This is a genomic window from Stenotrophomonas sp. 86428_Sma (assembly GCF_056481585.1).
In genome coordinates, this window is the sequence record NZ_CM151156.1 from 2,808,910 (window position 1) to 2,826,459 (window position 17,550).

Genomic DNA, 17,550 nt, shown 5'->3' on the forward strand with positions numbered 1-17,550 from the left:
TGACGCTTTTGTTTCATCATGCGGGCCTACGCTGGCACGCATCGGCAAGGGACAGGAGGCAATGTCGATGCGACGCATCCCGCGTGGTTTCACCCTGCTGGAACTGATGGTGGTGCTGGTGATCATCGGCATCTGCACGGCAGGCATCGGCCTGGGCCTGGGCAGTCTGCTCGACCCCGCGCGCCAGCTGCGGCAGGAAGGCGAACGCTTGGCGCAGCGCCTGCAGGTGGCGCGCGACGAGGCCCGCATCGATGGCCGCCCCCTGCGTTGGCAGGCCGACGCAGCCGGCTATCGTTTCAGCCGCCTCGAAGGCAGCCGCTGGGTCACCGTTGAACGCGATGATCTGCTGCGTCCACAGAAGTGGCAGGCTGCAGGCATCGCGGTGCAGCCCACCAACGCCATCGAGCTGAGCCCGGAGTGGATCGGTACCGCCTGGGAGCTTGGACTGTCGCTGGACGGCCGCGCACTGCGTCTTCGTGATGATGGCAGCGGACAATTGCAGGTCGTGCAGTGAAGCAGACGGCGCGCGGATTCACCCTGATCGAGGTGTTGATCGCGCTGGCGATCGTATCGATTGCACTGGCTGCGGTGATGCGCTCGGTGGCAGTGGCGACCGACGATCAGTCACGGCTGCGCGACCGTCGCCTGGCGCTGTTGTGTGCACAGGACCGCTGGCAGGAGCTGCGCCTCGCCGGGCAGCCGCCGCAGGATGCGCGGCAGCGCTGTGTGCAGGGACGCGGCAGCTTTCTGGTCCTGCAGCATCTGGGCACTGGCAGTGACGGGCAGCCGCAACTGGAATTGACCGTGGTGGCCGAAGATGCACCGCGACAGTCGCTGGCGCGGATGCAGCTGCCTTGGACGGCGGCGCAATGAGGCGCGCCGCACGCGGCTTCACCCTGATCGAGGTGATGATCGCGATCACCATCATGGGCGTGCTGGCGCTGATCTGCTGGCGTGCGCTGGACAGCGTGGCCAACAGCGACCAGCGCCTGCGCCAGGCCGATGCCGGGACCACGACGGCGCTGCGCGTGCTGCAGCAGTTCCAGCGCGATATTGAAATGCGTGCCGACGATGCGCTGATGAATGGCGCGGTGCGCCCGGCAGATCGTCCGCAGCGATTGCTGCCCCCGTCGCTGGTGAGCGAGCGGCACCCGGATGGCAGCTTCGCGCTGGAGATCACCCGCAGCGTGGGCAGCGATGGGCTGCACTGGCAGCGGGTGCGCTGGTGGCGGCAGGGCAGCACGCTGTGGCGGGCCAGTGGTGCGGCTACGGACCGGTATCCCCTGCCCGCACCGGATCCGTCGAAGGGCATTGCGGTGGCGCGCGATGTGCAGCGGTTCGAGGTGCGGGCGTGGCAGCCTGGAACGGGATGGGCCGTGTTGCCGAGCGAGGGCGAGGTATTGCCGGCCACCGGACTTGAACTGCGGTTGGGCCTGCGCGATGGGCGTGGGCCGTTGAGTTACCGGCGGGTGCTGGAGCTTTAGGGCGCTTTCCTGCAACGCATCCACGCATGGCGTGGATCTACTGCCGAGCGGCTTCTACTGCCAGGCCTGCTCTGGTGGGTGCCGACCGTTGGTCGGCACTGGAGCTGGCCAAGCCATCCACGCATGGCGTGGATCTACTACCGAGCCCACCCGGTGGGTGCCGACCTTGGTCGGCACTGAAGCTGGCCCAGCCGTCCGCGCATGGCGTGGATCTACTACCAAGCCCGCTCCGGTGGGTGCCGACCGTTGGTCGGCACTGAAGCTGGCCCAGCCATCCACGCATGGCGTGGGTCCACTGCCGAGCCTGCCGCCGGGTGCTCTCCTGCACCCGGCGGCGCTGTGTCGGTGGTCCTCACCGCTGATGGCCTCTCCCTGCCCTCCGTGCCGTCCTGGCTGGGGCCGCCACCGCTCCCTGGCGGCTGGCCCGATGCTGTCGGTTCCTGCGGGCGAACTGCATCCACGCATGGCGTGGATCTACTACCGGCCACGTTCGGCAACATTGCGTGCCGACCAAGGTCGGCACCTACCGGAATCGTGCGATACCTAGCGGCGCTGTGTGCCCTCGTCGCGGCTGGCCTGCGGGAACTGGAACGCGCTGTCGGCGTCGTAGCCGCTGCCGGCGGTCGTGCCGCGCGCCGGCGGCGCAATGCCGCTGGTGCCGCTCCCGAAGCCGAGAATCTGCACGCTGATCACTGACGGCTGGTTGCGCCGTGCGTCGTCCTGGCTCTTGCGCATCACGTCCTGTGCAGCCTGGCTGGCGCTGTTGGCTGCAGCACTGGCCGACGCCAGCGCATTGACGTTCACCGTGGCCAGCACCGGCAGGCCCTTGCTCTCGCCCTGCACCTGGATGTTGGCGGCGTTGAGCACCTGCAGCGCCGCCAGATTGATGTTGCCCGAGACGCGGATACCGGCCTCACCCGCATCGATGGTGCCCAGCGGCGCGATCAGGTCGACGTCGCCCGGCGGCACTTCGGCGATGGGGTTCAAGGTCGCAATGCCTGCGCCACTGGCGGGAGCCTGCGGCGACAGGATCACATTGCCCCAGCCGTCATAGAGGCGACGCGGTGGCGTGTACAGCAGCGTCGTCTGCGAACCGCGACCGGCATTGATGTCACCCTGCTCCGACCAGGCCAGGATGTCGCCGCCGAACGTGGTCATCACCCGCGACAGGCCCAGCAGGACGCTGTCCTGGCTGAACAGGCGGATATCGCCCTGCCCCTGGGTGACGAGGCCGGCGCTGGCAGGCGGCACCACGCCCTGTACGCCGACCACGATCTGTCCGCCCGGTGCCATCAGTTCGACGTTGCCGCCCGCCTCGGTGCGCACGCCGGAACCGCCGTACATCACGATATCGCCGGTACGGTCGATCGTCGCACCGGCCGCATTCCTGTCCGGCATCAGCGTGGCGATGGCTTCGCGCCCGCGCAGGTAGGAGCCGAAGCGGGGCCCTTCTGCATCGGTGTACTCACGCCCACCTTCGCGCAGTTCGGCGTAGTACACCTGACGCAGGAAGATGCGCTGCTGTTCCTGCGGCAGTGCGTCGAATGCAGCCAGCGCCCCGTCGCCGTCGGCAGCCACGCCGAAGCGCTGCTGCAGCCACTGCTTCAGCTCCTGGTTGTAGACCTTGACTGCCTTGCCCGGCTGCGACGCGAGCGATTGCGCGGGATCGGCAAGGTTGACTGGGTCCAGATAGCGGGCACGCAGGGCCGCGAAATCGATCTGCTGGTTGCCGGCCGTCAACGCGATGCTGGCGCCGGGACGGGCATCGCCCTGCACGATGCCACCGAGGCTGACGATGCTGCCCGCATCCTCCTGGCGCAGCTGGCGGCCGGCACTGACCTCGGTGTCGCCGGGGCCGGCGATGGTCGCGTTCAGATGCACGATGTCGCGGCCCGCCGCCACCACCGTGATGTCGGTGGGCGCGGTGTTCAAAGCGGTCATCGACACCCCGAGGATGTCCCGGCCTGCCCGCAGTTGCACGGCGCCGGCGGCCTCGAACCAGTTCAGCTGCGTGCGCCGCCCCCCGTTGGCATCCAGCGCGCGTTGGGCGCCGGTGGCCAGACCGATGATGTCGCCCTGCACCGCGTAGAAGCGGCTCGGTGCCAGTGCCGCAGAGACCGTGGACAGCGGTGTACCGGGGCCGAAGGCGAACAGCGGAAGCGATGCCTGCGGCGATGCAATGTTGCCGTCCACCGACAGGTTGTGACGCGAGCGGGTCACATTGCCGCTGGAATCCCCCTGCTCGGCCATGAATGCAGGGTCGAAGGGTCCCGGCAGGCGCGCGTCGCTGGCGGAGCGCGCGATCTGGGTCGCGCCACGCTGGGCGAAGATGCCGCCACCGGCCAGGACGTCCAGCCGTCCTGTCGCCGAGGGTGCCAGCAGGATCACATCCTGCGTCCCCGGCGTGGTGCTGATCCGGTGCAGCTTGACGTCGCCCTGCGCAGCAATGGCGCTGAAGCGCGAAGGATAGAGCCAGTAGTTCAGCAGCTCCTCCCGGCTCCCCGGTGCCAGCGCAACCTGCTCGGGCCACAGATTGCTGCCGGTCACGTTATCCGGCCCGGCCAGGCCCGGCGCCAGGTCGCCACCGGCACTGAACAGGTCCACGGCGGTCGTGTCGGTCCACAGGGAGAACCAGGTGCTGCCCGCAGCGCGGCTGCCGTTGTCGTGCACCACCGCGCTGTAGTTGGCCAGTGGAACCCGACCGGCATCGGCGACGCCGCCGAGCACGACGTCACCCCGCGCCTGCAGCTGCGCGACCGCATCGCCCAGCACCAGCACCGGCCCGCCCATCGGGCGAGCGGCGTCGGCGGCGAACAGATCGGCCGCACGCAGCTGGCCCAGCGTCGCGTAGCTTTCCAGGGTGACGCCCATTGCACCGATGCGTCCCGCATCCAGCTGCAGGCTGCCACGCAGATTGCTGAAGGTACCGTTGAGGTCGAGATTCTGTCCCGCCCTGGAGGCATTGAGGCTGGAGAACGTCGCCCGCAGATTCGGATTCAGTGCGCCACCGATACGCAGTTGCAGGTCGCCGCCGCCGGTCAGGTGCAGCTGGCCATCGCTGACCCGGCCGGTCGATCCCACCGCCGCGATGATCGCACCCGAGCGCGGTGCGATCGTCGAGTCCAGCGCGTCACCTATCGCATCGCGCACGCCGGCGTCACGCCCGGCCTCCAGCGTCAAGTTGCCGCCGCCCAATGTACCGAAGCCGGTGAAGCCGACCATCCGCGGAGAGGCGCCAGCAGCAGCGGACACGTTGGTGTAGGCGCCAAAGTTCACCCACCAGCTGGTCGGCACCGGCTCCACGCCGGTGGTGCTGCCGGTTCCCTGCCGCCACAGCCAATTGCCGACCGCGGCACTGGAGTACAGCGCCCAGTCACGCTCGCTGGTGCCCGACTCTGCGCGCCCGGTCCAGACGTCACCGACGATATCTCGCCCGGCTTCGACGCGCAGGTTGCCGCCATGATCGGGATACCAGGCCTGATAGCCGGCCAACGCGGCATCATAGCTGCCCGGCACCAGGTTCGGACCCAGCAGTGCGGTGTTCCTGGGGGCTGCTGCACGGGGCGAATTGAAGGCAGCGTCGCGGCCCTCGCCCAGCGTGGTGGGAGTGCCCGCCGTGTACACACCGAAGCCGGACTTCATCACGACATCACCGGCAGCGAGCAGTTCCAGGTCCCCCTTGCCGGTGCGCAGCACGCTCCAGGCCGGCGTGCCCGCGCGCTTGCCGTAGGTGGTCACTTCGGTCTGCGTGCCACCGCCGGCGCAGTAGCTGGGTGCGGTGCTGCAGAACTCGTCTTCGGTCATGCCGAACATCGCCGCGAAGTCCTTCGCAGGGGTGCCCACGTAGGACTCATCGCCCCAGTAATCCAGCGAGCCCTGCGCGGCCACCTGGCGGGGGGCCGGGCCGCAGTAGTCAGCCGACATCGCACAGAACTCATCTTCGGTGAAGCCGTACATGTCGGCCAGCTCCGCGATCGGACGGCCCGCATAGGAGGTGTCGCCGATCCAGTCCAGCGATGCCCGCTCAGTCAACGCACGATCACCCACCCAAATGATTTCGGTCTTGACCGTACCGATTGAGCCCTGGTGGGTGTCGGCCAGCACCACGCTGCCTTCGGCGCCCCAGCGCCGGCTGCGTGGATCGGCCGCCCCGGAATCGGCACCGGCAACCACGGTCAGGTCCCAAGATGTGGTGCCCTCGGCCAGCATCGGCGCCAGCGCCCAGTTGCGCCCCTGGTTGCCGTTGGCATCGGCCGGCCGCAGATTCACCGGCCCGTTGCCGGGCAGCTCCACCTTGGTCAACGATGGGATGTAGGCGCCCACCTTGAGCTCGACTTCGCGTGCCAGGCGCAGCGCAACCGGCAGCACCGCGCCGGCGGGCCACTCCTGTGCCGCCATCTGTACGGCGCTGCGCAGGCGGAAGCCGGCCCCCAGGCGCGCACCGGCCGCCAGCACCAGCGGCTTCTGCAGCACGGTGCCCGCCGCCAGCGTCTGCCCGGAGTCGGTGGTCACCGCCGCACCCAGCACCGTGCCCGCAGGCAGGCGCAGGGTCTGCGAGATCACCATCGGCGCGGGCAGCACGGTACCGACCGGAAGCGTTACCGATTCGACCGGCACGTCATAGTTCAGGCGGGTGCCGGCCTGGAACTCGGTGCCGGGCTGCAGCTTCACTCCGTCCACCGGCACCACCAGGTCGCCACCGAAGGGGGTGTGCCCGGCGCTGCCATTGCGAGCCTCATACAACTGCCAACCGCCCTCGTCCGGCGTGGACGGCGGCGGTGCGAAACCATCGTTGATGCTGCCATGGACGTTGATGTTGCCTTCGGCGCGCAGTACCAGCGAAGCCGATTCACCGAAGCCACGCCGCGATGGATCGGCGCGGTTGGCTTCGGGCCCGTAGCGGTAGCCGGACAGATCGATGTCGCCGGCAATGGTCAGGTCGCCCTCGGGATTGGCCTCGCTGCGCCGCGCCACCACCTGCACGCCGGGACGCAGGCGGACGTCGCCCAGCGCGGCGGTGCGCTGCTGCAGATCCGGATTGCCCAGCGCGCCATCGATCCAGGCCACGCTGTGCGGATCGACCACCTGGTCCAGCCACTGCTGGGTGACCAGCTGCGCGCGGTTGCCGCGCACATCAGCGGTGCTGGCCAGGGGCGCATCGTCGTAGCGACGGACACCATTGAGCTGGATGTCGGCCGCGCCATCGATGCGCAGGCCGCTGGCCGCAGCAATCGCCGCGTCGTTGCTGCCCAGCCGCGGCACATCGATCTTCAGCGAGCCCCGCGCCATGCCGTCGTTCTGTCCAGGGCCGTCACCGAGGGCAACGTCGCTGCCTGCACGCATGTCCAGGTGCGCCGCGCTGCCCAGACCAACGGCGCCTTCGGCGCTGCCCAGCGTGATGGTGGCCCGGTTCGGACTGTCGATGATCTTGCCATGGCTGTCCACGCGCAGGCCGGTACCGTGCGCGTCCAGCGTGCCGTCCACCTGCAACTGATCACGGGCGTACAGGCGGATGCTGCCGACCTGCTCGCCGCTGGCGTCGATGCGGCCGGCCACGGTCATGCTGCCCGCGTCGACACTGATGTCGACCCGGCGCGCCTTCACTTCGTCGCCGATCCGCAGATCGCCTTCACCGATCTGGAAGCTGCGACCACCGACGACGCCGCCGGCGGTCAATCGCTGGTTGAGGCCGGTGAAGTCTTGCAACTGGCGTGCCCGCACCACAAGTTCACCACCGTCGTAGGGCACCAGCGTGCCACCGGCATCGTAGCGGCCACTGGCGGTGCCCTGCAGATCACCCGCCAGATCGGCTCGGCCGGCCATTGCGGTGACCGTCATGCGCCCGCCGCGGTTGTTGCGGGCGGAAACATCGATGCGGGAGGCCGCATCGGTGCGGATGTCCCCCGTGTCGCTGGACAGCAGGACATCACCGCCCCAGCTGAACTTGTCCACGTCGTACAGCGAGACCTTGCGCCCGGCAAGGTCCAGCGCCGCCCGGCTGCCAAGCGTGATGCCCTCGCGCGCGTTCGCAGACAGCCGTCCTGAAGCCAGCGCGATCGTGCTGTCCAGCGTGATCCGGTTGGCGTCGATGCTCAGCTCACTGCCCAGTGCATCGCCACCCGCCTTACCGGTGCCCCCCTGCAGGCGGAAGTCGCCGCCGGTGCGCACGCGCAGCTGCGCGGCGGGATCGGCGGTCAACAGCGGTGTATCGATACCCAGGCTGCCTCCGCTGTACTGCCAGCCCTTGTCGGCCAGATAGTCGCCGCGCTGCTGGAACACGTCCAGCGTGCCCTGCGCGGAGAACGACAGCTGCTCCGAAGCACTCAGGTTCAGCGCACTAAATCCGAGTACCTGACGGTTGGCAGGCACCTCGGAGCTGGGACGGCTGAACGGGGCGCGCGCCAGCTGCAGGTTGCGGGTGACGATGTCCAGCTGCCCCGCGCCGAGCCGGTCCACCATCGGATCGGCCGGCGGCACCGACGCATCGCTGCCCGGCGCCTGCGTCGCCGCCAGCGAACCGTCCCAGACCAGTGTGTCCACCAGGATGCGCGCACGGTCGCTCGCCGCACCATAGCCATGGATGGCCTGCGCGCCCAGTACCAGCGTCTGCAGGCCACCGCGGCCGGTGGCACTGTCGCGCGCATCCAGGTCGACGCTGCCGAAGACGTTGACCGAATCCCGTGCGACCAGGCTCAGCGTATCCAGCGCCGGTGCGCCGGTGGCATCATTGCCGCGCAGCAGCTGCTGCAGCACGGACTGGTTCATGGTCATGCCATTTGGCAACGCCCCTGCGGCCGCCGCCTGCGCGATCGCCTCGGCGGTGCCGAGGTTGAGCGCCGCCATGCTCACGCCAAGCTGACGCGTGCCGTAACGGGCGGAATCGCGCATCTGCAGCACACCATCGGTGGCCACCCCGATGCTGCCATCGGACACCAGCCGTGCCTCGCCTTCGCAGTCGTTCTGGCAGCCGCCGATGTCGATCGCGACCGGCCCGGCCGCCACACCGGTCGTACCGGTGATCAGGTTCAGGCGCTGGTTCGAGACGGCCAGCAGGCCGCCATTGACCTGATAGGGCACGGTCGGCGCGGACGCGCTGTCGCGTGCGAAAGACAAGGTGTCGAGTGTCGCCCCGGCTTCGACCAGGATGCCGCTGCCACCGGACGCCGCAGCCACCAGTATCTCCGGTGCCTGCAGGGTCGCACCGGAGCGGATCGCCACATCGCGCACCGAGCCGGACACCGCCACCAGCGAAGCCGACTCGTTGAACTGTCCGCCGATCACCATGCGTTCCGGCCGCAGCGCATTGAGTGCGTCGTCGGTGAAGGTTGCGCCGCGATCGTGCGCCTGCGACGGACTGCCGGCAGCAGCGACCTCCAGCGAACCCACGGCCGGGCTGGCGAGCGTGGCGACCAAGGTACCGCCGCGTCCCTTTTCATTGGCCGCGGAGAAACGCGCCGTGCCGGCGAAGTCGATGGCCGCGGTTCCCTCGCGACCAGCGCCTTCACCCAGTGCCAGGGTCAGGCCCAGCGCATCGATGGTCTGCCAGCCGCGCGCCTCGCCACGACGGTCGGCGGTGGCCTGCACGAAGCTGTTGTAGCTGGTTTCGTTGTAGCCGGAATGCCGGCGTACCACCGCCGCCGGCGTCAGCAGGATATCGGTGAGCAGCGGCGACGCCACCCCGCCCAGTGCCGATCCCTGCCGGCCGGACACGCGCCAGGTACCGGTGCCGGTCTGGATCGGCTGTGGCACGCCGGAGGTCCCCGTCGCGCCCAGCTCGACGCGGAATGCACCCGGCTGCAGCGCGAAGCTCGCCGGCAGCAATGTGTAGGTGCCCGCAGGCAGGCCGGGAACGCCGGCGGGTACGGTGATCTGCTGGCCCACCGCTGGAGCAGCGAAGCCATCATCACTGCTGGGTGCGAAGCTGCCGGCACGTCCCGGCACGATCGCGTACACCGGGTTGCCGGAGGCACTGAACGCATAGCGCGGGTTGGCATCGGCCAACGCGGTGCGCAGCACGTCGACGGAGCCACCGCGGCCTGAGACGAATGCCGCGCCGGTCAGTTCGCCGCCACCTGACACGTCCAGCAGCGCACCGGCATGCACATCCACGTCGTTGGCGGTAAGGGTCACGCCCTTGGACGCAATGCCGGCCGGCGTCAGTGACTCCAGGCTGCTGCTGCCCCTTCTCCACGACACACCGTCCACGGTACCGCCGTAGGGCAGCGCCAGACCTGCGCCACTGGTGGAGGTGATGCTGCCCGGCAGCAGCTCCACCCGGCTGGCGCGTGTGCCGCCCAGGACCAGGCCGCCCAGCTGCAGCGCCCCCATCGGCGCCTGCACGTTGCCGCCCTGCTGCACGGTGGCTGCCACCAGCTGCAACGCGCCCAGCGCTGACTCGGGCGGAGTGGTCGCCGCCGTACCCGTACCCCGGATGCGCAGCACCGCATCCGGATCTGACCAGTATCCGGGCGTCGCCACGGTCGCCGCAGACGCACCCGCGACCAGATAGCCCGTCGCACCGGAGGTGGGGTACAGCCGGGCGGCACTCACGTCCATCGACCCGCTCGCCATCAACGCACTGATCGATCCGCCGTTGGACACCGCGTTGAGCAGCCGCACGTCGCTGCGGCTGTCGAGCACGACCTGGTTGAAGCCGGGCAGCCAGGTGACATCACGGATGTCGATCAGATCAGCCCTCGCCGACAGCACGTGGTCGCCTTCCGCAGCCGACGCCACGGTATCGGTGACCACCAGGTTCTCACCCGGCAGCGACTGCCAGTGCGACTGTGCCAGCAGCAGGTGCGGAGCACTCAGCGAAATGCCGCTGGACTGCGGTGCTGCCACGGCCATGCCGAGGCTTGACTGCCCCTGTCCGTAGATGCGCAGGCTCTGGCCCATGCGCAGGTCGACATCGCCCTCCGCGCGGACGTCACCGAATACGGACAGGGTGTCGAAGCCACCGGCCTGGATCTGCTCCACCGACAGCGCCGCGTGCCCATACTCCAGCCGGTCCGGCAGCACCGCGTCGGCCGGGCTGCGCTGGCTGAGCGTAATGCCGCGCGCGCGCAGCACCTCCTTGCTCGCGCCGCGCGCATGAACACTGCCACCAAAGGCCACGCCCAAGGTGCCGCCATGCGCGCCACTGCCGCCGGCAGAGGCATCCATTGCGCCGTCCAGGTACAGAGCGTTGGCCGAACGCAGCACGATCTGCCCGCCGTCGCTGTCTACCCGGGTGCGCCCCTTCCCGTCGACATCCAACGGCGCCGAGGCGCCCGCTGCCCGCAGCTGCGCGCCACGCTCGAGCACGACGAAGGCTTCAGGCGGACGGTTGTCCACCGACGCGGAGCTCTCCCAGTCGAGCGCGCCGCCGATCTCGATGCGCCCCCCCGCCCGCACCTGTCCCTGCAGGCGGCCACCGGCGTCGGCCAGTGACACCGCATCCGCACTGGCATCCAGCAGCGCACCGTCGGCGAACCGCCAGGTCCGCTCGCTCCGCTGCCCGGCATAGAGCGTGGTCGGCAGGCGCACATCGTCGATGCTGATGCGTCCTCCCTGCGCACGCAGCGTGCCTTCCACATCGATGTTGCCGGCGCCGAGCAGGGAGATCGCCTGCCCCGGGTCGACCTCGATCAGTGCGGCCTTGCCCACCCGCAGGTCGCCGCCGACGCTGTTGCGATCCGAGCGCAGGCTCACGCTGGCACCGCTGCGCTGGCGGACCAGCCCGCTCATCGGATCGGCACTGTAGAGCGGTGCCAGCCAGCTCTCCAGTGCCTCCTTCCGGTCCGTCGCGACGCGCGCGTCTGCGGTCATCCGAAGGCCCGGCATGCGCGCTGCCAGCTGCGTGCCATCGGCAACCTCCAGCCCTTGATGGCCATTGATGTCGTACTGGGCAAAGCCACTGCCGAACAGGCCGGCATCCACCTGCAGCGCTGCTGGGTCCGCCGGATCCGCATCGCCCACCCGCACCCGGCCACCGGTGCCCAGCGAGAACGTGCCGCTGCCCTGGCCACGGCCACTGAACCGGCTCCCCTCGCCCAGCTGCACCCGGCCACTGCCGTCGGTCGCAACTGTGCTGCTGTTCGCCTGCAGGCTGACGCTGCCCCCTTTGCCGATGCGGCCCTTGCCGCGCAGGGCCAACGCGGCGCCGGCCTCCACGTCAACCGTTGCCTCGGCGCCCACGACCACGTCATGACTGTTGCTCAGGCTCAGGCGACCGCCATCCGTCCAGGCACCGCTGGCGTCGAGCGGCATCGCCAGTGACGCATTGCTCCATTCACCGGAGAGATCGATCCGCGTGCCGTCGGCAATGGCGGTGCGGGCGCGGCCATCGTGCAGCAGCGCCGTCGGCCGGCCCTGGACATCCAGCAGGTTGCCCGCCGACAGCTGGCCGCCGGCAATGCCGATGTCGCCTGCCAGTTCCACCTCGCTGCCGGTCAGATTGAGCTGTCCGCCTGCCTGAAGGCGAAGGCTGCCATCGATGCGGATGCGATCGGCGGTCGCCAGGTCGATCCGTCCCCACTGCTGGGCACTCAGCTCTGCGGTATCCAGCCACACTGTGTCACGCCGCTCCTCGTTGACCGGCGCCAGCAGCGACCACGCCGCCTTCGTCGGAGCCTTGTCATCCAGGCGCACCTCCGAGCCGAACACACCGCTGCGGCCCTGGCCGTCGTAGCGCCCCAAGTACAGCTGCGCGTTGCGTGCGGCCGCCGTCTGCGCCTGCGCATAGCCCTCCAGCGCGGAATCCGGCCTGCGGTTCTGCTGCGCGCCTTGGAAGGTGGCAGTCTCAACCTGCCCATCCAGCACCGCGGTCGGTGCGGAGACGATCAGGCGTCCTGCGTCGCGGCCGACCGTGTACCCGTTATCGACACGCTGCGCCGCGAATACGATCGGATCACGGAAGGTCTCGGTGATGCCCCAGCGCTCCTGCTTTACTTCGTGGCCCCTGTACAACCCATCGAACAGCATCTCCGCCGGCGCATCATCGAGGCGGTAGACCTGGCCATCGACGCCGCGCACCCAGCTCTGCCGGATCACGCCGCTCTGCACATCCAGGCTGCCGCCGGCAAGGTTGATGCGTGAGCCGCCATGCGTGATCACTTCCCTGCCGCCCAGCAGGACGGTGCCTCCCTGCGCGGCCCATTCGCCGATCGAGTGCCCCTGGTTGTCGAGGTAGCCGCCCACTTCCAGCAGGCCACCCGCCGCGTACCAGCGCTCACCCTCGTAGCCCCCGGTACCGGCCGGAACGTGGACCAGCCTGCGGCGGTCGACCCAGATCTCGCTGCTGGTCAGCTTGCCGCTGTCGCGGTTGTCCAGGGCGTCGCGCAGTTCGTTGCCCTGCACCTTGACCTGGACATTGTTGCTCTCCATCGACACCTGTACGCCCACTGCGCCGGACACGTCCACGCGCGCGGCGTCGCCTACGTAGCTGCGGGCCGCCGCATCGGCGATGATCTGGCCGCCCGTGGCAACCGTCAGCGAATCCGCACTGAAATGGATGTTGCCACCCGAAACGATCTCCACCCGCGACTGGTCCCGGCGATCATTGTGCTGGGACAGATTGTCGAAGGTTGCCGAGCGCGCGCCGGCGCGGATCGCGTCCTGCTCTGCCGACTCCTTGATGAGGCTGTTGCGCTGGGTATCCAGCACCGTGGCCTTGCCATCGTCCTCGATCAGCACCGCCGTGGTGGCTCCATCGGCAAGCGTGACGCTGCTGCCGGCATCACTGGCCGAAGCCAGAAGATGCACGGTGCCGCGCTGCGCAAGCGTGGTGCTGGCCACGGCCACACCGGCCTGCTCGACGCTGCGCCCGGCCAGGGTCACGTCACCCTCGCGGGCGCGCAGCAGGCCGGTGTTGCGCACGCTGCCAGCCGTGCTGCCAGCGATGAAGCGCGGCGCGATTTCATTGCCGCGGGTGGTGGAGCTGGTATTGGTCGCCGTACCCACGCCGCGCCGGATCACGAAACTGTCACCGGCAGCGAGCTGCACCTGGCCTTTGCGCGCCTCGATCTGGCCGGCGTTCTCCACGCTGTGTCCCGCCAGCAGCACGTAGCCACCGCCGCGCGTCGCACTGGTCGGCTCATGGGTCGCGATGCGGGCGCCCTGCTCCACCATCACCTTGCCGAATGCATCGCTGAGCGCGCTGCTGCTGGCGTCGGGGCTGTACAGGCCGTTGTCGCGGAACTGCGCATCGCTGATCCGCGCTGCGGCTGCCAGCAGGTTGCGTACATTGACCTGGCTGTTGTTGCCGAACACCACGCCATTGCGGTTGGCCAGGAACACCGTGCCGTTGGCGTTGAGCTGCCCCAGGATCTGGCTGGGCCGCGCAGCCGGGTCGTTGACCCGGTTCAGCACGGCCCAGTCAGGGTTCTGCAGGAAGTTCAGCGTGGTGTTACCGCCGATGTTGAAGGTCTCCCAGTTCAGGATCGCCTTGTCCGCGGTCTGCTCGACCGTGACCTGCACCCGTCCGTCGCTGCCCTGCGACTGGATCGCCTCGCGCGCGTTGAGCCAGCCACGGGTCAGCGGGTTCTGGTCGACGCTCAGGCCGTCCTTGCCGAGGCCATCGGCAACGATGAAGCCAGCCTCGCGGCGCGCCTGCCGCGCCTGTTCCTGCAGTCGCTGCTGCAGGGCAATCGCCTGCGCTGCGGTGCCGAGATTGTCGATCGACTGCTGCAGCTTCTGCCGTGCTGCATCCTGCTGCTGGGCCGGCAACTGGAACTGGATCGGCACGCCGTTGGGCATGCGGCCACTCTGTGCCGCGCTGCCCTGGGCCGCACCGCGGTCGGCGAACCAGCCCGGGCTGAACGCCTGCTGCGCTTGGCTGGCCGGGGCCACCATGCTGCCCAGTGCGACCGCGATGGCCCACGCCATCGGATGATTGCGGCGCATCGGCGCGGCCGGATGAAAAGCGGACGGGAGCGGGTGCGACATCGGAACCTCATCAACCTGGTGGGCCGCGGCTGCGGCGACGATCGGGGAGGCACGCGCAACGCATGCCCTGCCACTGATAGACGGTTCACGTGACACGAAGCCGACAGCGAAGCGCTGCGGCGGCGGGACCGTCGCGGAAATGGCGACGCCGGCCCAGGGGGCCGGCGTCGGGTCAAACAGAGTTCAACCGGTGTTGCGGATTACAGCGGACGGCCGATGCCCGAGCAGGTGCTCGGATTGTTCAGGCCGGCTGTGCTGCTGGCCAGCACGAAACGGTTGCGGATCGCATCGCGCCACATCTTGGGCAACGGGGCGAAGCCATGGCCGGTGATCGATGCCTCGTAGGCTGCCGGGTAGGCCGCCGAATAGTGGCGAGCCAGGAAACCCCTCAGCTTATTGGCAACCGTCTGATCCTTGTAGCACTGACCAATCAAGAGGTACGTGTAGCCGATGATGGGGTAGATGACTGAAGGATTGCCCATGTAGGGAGCCCAGTTGGCAGGGTCCTGAGCAGCGATGCCGGACGGAGGATCGAAAACAGTCAGGATGAATTCCCATTGCGCCCGATCCGGCGAGAAGCCTCTGACCTTTGCGACCTTGGTCGCATCGGTCAGGCTCGGGATCACGTCCGGCCCGGCGTAGCCGATACGGCCTTCAAACGCGTAGACAGCGTTGTACAGCGAGGTGTCCCCGGTGGCCGGGGCGGCCACCAGGAACCCCGGCAGGCTGCCGTTGGCATCGCGCTTGTAAAGGTCGGCGAAGGTCGACTTGATGGCGAACGTGCCGCCCACCAGGTTCGAGGTCTCAGCCCGCTCACGGGCGCAGTTAGTGGCAAGGAATCGGGTGAGAATCTCGCTGGTTCCGCTGCTTTCCGGACGGTACACGACCTGGATCGGGCCGCTGCGGTCGGTGTCGATGGTCGACCAGTCGCTGATCGCACCCGAGAACACGCCGCAGATCTGCGCCACGCTCAGGTCCACCGCCGAACCGGCCTTGTTGAACGGGATGGTGACCGAGGTGGCCACCGACGGCACCTGGATCAGCGCGCCGTAGCGGTTGGCGTTGGTCGGCCGGTTGAAGTTGGTGGTGTAGGTACTCAGCTCGGCGCTGCTCAGCACCGAATCGCTGCCAGCGAAATGGACGGTGCCGGTGGTCGAGAACAGCGCCGAATTGTTTTCCAGAAACGCCTTCTTGCCGGTACCCGATCCGGTCACGGCGTAGCTGAAGTTCGCCGGCAGGATGCTGTCGGCCGAACCCTTGTAGAGGTCGGCGGGCAGCGAGGCACCGCCGCCGGTAACGGTCTGCGCCGAGGCGGCGCCCACGGTAGCGAGCAGCATGGTGGCAACCAGCGCGGCGAGAGTCTTGTACTTGTACATGATCTTCTCCTGAAGGGTTTACTGCGAAGGGAAACGCCAAGGGAGGTACCGTTACTGCACGCCTACTGTCATCTCCCAGCCCGCTGCATGAGGACACGTCCATCCTCATTCGTGCCTACGCGAGCTCTGCAGCGCAGCCCCGTGTTGCCGGACCACCAACCGCAGCTGGAGGCGTCCGACGCCGTGCATTCGCCTGATGCGAGTGACCGCGCACTGGACCGCACCGGCGGCGGTGATCGGAGACACGCGCAACGCATGCCCTGCCACTGATAGACGGTTCGCGTGACATGAAGCCGACAGCGTGCAGCGGACCATGACGTTGCACGCCGCACGGCGGAAATGGCGACGCCGGCCATAGGGGCCGGCGCCGGGTCAAGCTGGGTTCACGCGGTGCTGCGGATTACAGCGGACGGCCGATGCCCGAGCAGGTGCTCGGATTGTTCAGGCCGGCCGCGCTGCTGGCCAGCACGAAGCGGTTGCGGATCGCATCGCGCCAGGCCTTGGTCAGCGGGATGAAACCATGGCCGGTGATCGACGCCTCGTAGGCCGCCGGGTAGGTCGCCGGATAGTGACGGGCCAGGAAGCCGCGCAGGCTGGTGGCAACCGCCGAATCCTTGTAGCACTGGCCGATCACCAGGTTGGTGTAGCCGGCAATCGGATAGCCGGCCGACGGGTTGCCGAACACCGGCACCCAGTTGGCGGGGTTCTCGGCAGCGGTGCCGGTCGGCGGAGCGACAGTATCCAGGGTGGCCTGCACGCTCACCTGGTCAGGCGAGAAGCCCTTGACCTTGGCAACCTTGGTCGCATCGGTCAGGCTCGGGATCACGTCCGGGCCGACGTAGCCGATGCGGCCATCCGCCGCATAGACAGCGTTGTACAGCGAGGTGCCGCCCGTGGCCGGCGCGGCAACCAGGAAGGCCGGCAGATTGTTGTTGGCATCGCGCTTGTACAGGTCGGCGAAGGTCGACTTCACGGCGAACGTGCCGCCGACCAGGTTCGAGGTCGCAGCCGGCTCGGCGGCGCAGGCGGCAGCCAGGAAGCGGGTGAACATTTCGCTGGTTCCGCTGCTCTCGGTGCGGTAGACCACACGGATCGGACCGCTGCGGTTGGCGTCGATGGTCGACCAGTCGCTGATCGCGCCCGAGAACACGCCGCAGATCTGCGCCACGCTCAGGTTGACGGCCGAACCCGGCTTGTTGAACGGGATGGTCACCGAGGTGGCCACCGACGGCACCTGGATCAGCGCGCCGTAGCGGTTGGCATTGGTCGACTGGTTGTAGTTGGTGGTGTAGGTGCTCAGTTCGGTCGCGCTCAGCACCGAGTCGCTGCCAGCGAAATGGACGGTGCCGGTGGTCGAGAACAGCGCCGAATTGTTCTCCAGGAACGCCTTCTTGCCGGTGCCCGAACCGGTCACGGCGTAGCTGAAGTTGGCCGGCAGGATGCTGTCAGCCTGGCCCTTGTAGAGGTCGGCCGGCAGCGATGCACCGCCGCCGGTAACGGTCTGCGCCGACGCGGCGCCCACGGTAGCGAGCAGCGCGGTGGCAACCAGCGCGGCCAGGGTCTTGTACTTGGTCATGATCTTCTCCTGAAGGGTTTACTGCGAAGGGAAACGCCAAGGGAGGAACGGTCATTGCACGCCTGCTGTCGCCAGGGGCCTCCCAGCCCGCTCTGCGACGACGTGACTATGCTGGTCCGTGCCGATGACAGGCCGCTTAAGAAACCTGTGGAAGATCGAAAAAAGGTGTGGAGGATTGTGTGGAGAA

At 68.5% G+C, this 17,550-nt stretch carries 6 protein-coding genes; 3 read left to right on the forward strand and 3 right to left on the reverse strand.

Annotated features, from left to right (window positions below; genetic code table 11):
- Window positions 1–67 precede the first annotated feature (67 nt).
- From gspH to ACZK3J_RS12930, 3 genes are read left to right on the forward strand one after another with little or no spacing between them, the layout of a single operon-like run.
- Window positions 68–514, forward strand: coding sequence for a type II secretion system minor pseudopilin GspH (gspH, locus tag ACZK3J_RS12920; protein ID WP_049462512.1), 447 nt, complete (start codon window positions 68–70; stop codon window positions 512–514).
- A complete protein-coding gene (gspI, locus tag ACZK3J_RS12925) occupies window positions 511–873 on the forward strand; it encodes a type II secretion system minor pseudopilin GspI (RefSeq protein ID WP_032128115.1) in 363 nt (120 codons plus the stop codon). Before gspH ends, gspI begins: the two co-directional genes overlap by 4 nt.
- Window positions 870–1,484, forward strand: a complete 615-nt coding sequence (locus tag ACZK3J_RS12930) for a prepilin-type N-terminal cleavage/methylation domain-containing protein (RefSeq protein WP_121503441.1) — start codon at window positions 870–872, stop codon at window positions 1,482–1,484. The genes gspI and ACZK3J_RS12930 overlap by 4 nt, the downstream gene beginning before the upstream one ends.
- A 543-nt stretch (window positions 1,485–2,027) precedes the next feature.
- Here the strand turns inward: ACZK3J_RS12930 and ACZK3J_RS12935 are convergent.
- From ACZK3J_RS12935 to ACZK3J_RS12945, 3 genes are all read right to left on the reverse strand, one after another.
- The gene (locus ACZK3J_RS12935; protein WP_478475906.1) at window positions 2,028–14,411 is read right to left on the reverse strand and encodes a filamentous haemagglutinin family protein; all 12,384 of its coding nucleotides are present in this window, start codon (window positions 14,409–14,411) and stop codon (window positions 2,028–2,030) included.
- Window positions 14,412–14,611: 200 nt separating this feature from the next.
- Window positions 14,612–15,787, reverse strand: coding sequence for a substrate-binding domain-containing protein (locus ACZK3J_RS12940; RefSeq protein WP_049463623.1), 1,176 nt, complete (start codon window positions 15,785–15,787; stop codon window positions 14,612–14,614).
- Between the two features lie 400 nt (window positions 15,788–16,187).
- Complete coding sequence (locus ACZK3J_RS12945; protein WP_049463074.1) at window positions 16,188–17,363, reverse strand: substrate-binding domain-containing protein; 1,176 nt, start codon at window positions 17,361–17,363, stop codon at window positions 16,188–16,190.
- Between the last annotated feature and the right edge of the window lie 187 nt (window positions 17,364–17,550).

Excerpts from the sequence above, each read along its gene's own strand:
- ACZK3J_RS12935 (WP_478475906.1), bottom strand. The coding sequence starts at position 14,411 with ATGTCGCACCCGCTCCCGTCCGCTTTTCATCCGGCCGCGCCGATGCGC.
- ACZK3J_RS12930 (WP_121503441.1), top strand. The coding sequence starts at position 870 with ATGAGGCGCGCCGCACGCGGCTTCACCCTGATCGAGGTGATGATCGCG.
- ACZK3J_RS12945 (WP_049463074.1), bottom strand. The coding sequence starts at position 17,363 with ATGACCAAGTACAAGACCCTGGCCGCGCTGGTTGCCACCGCGCTGCTC.
- gspH (WP_049462512.1), top strand. The coding sequence starts at position 68 with ATGCGACGCATCCCGCGTGGTTTCACCCTGCTGGAACTGATGGTGGTG.
- ACZK3J_RS12940 (WP_049463623.1), bottom strand. The coding sequence starts at position 15,787 with ATGTACAAGTACAAGACTCTCGCCGCGCTGGTTGCCACCATGCTGCTC.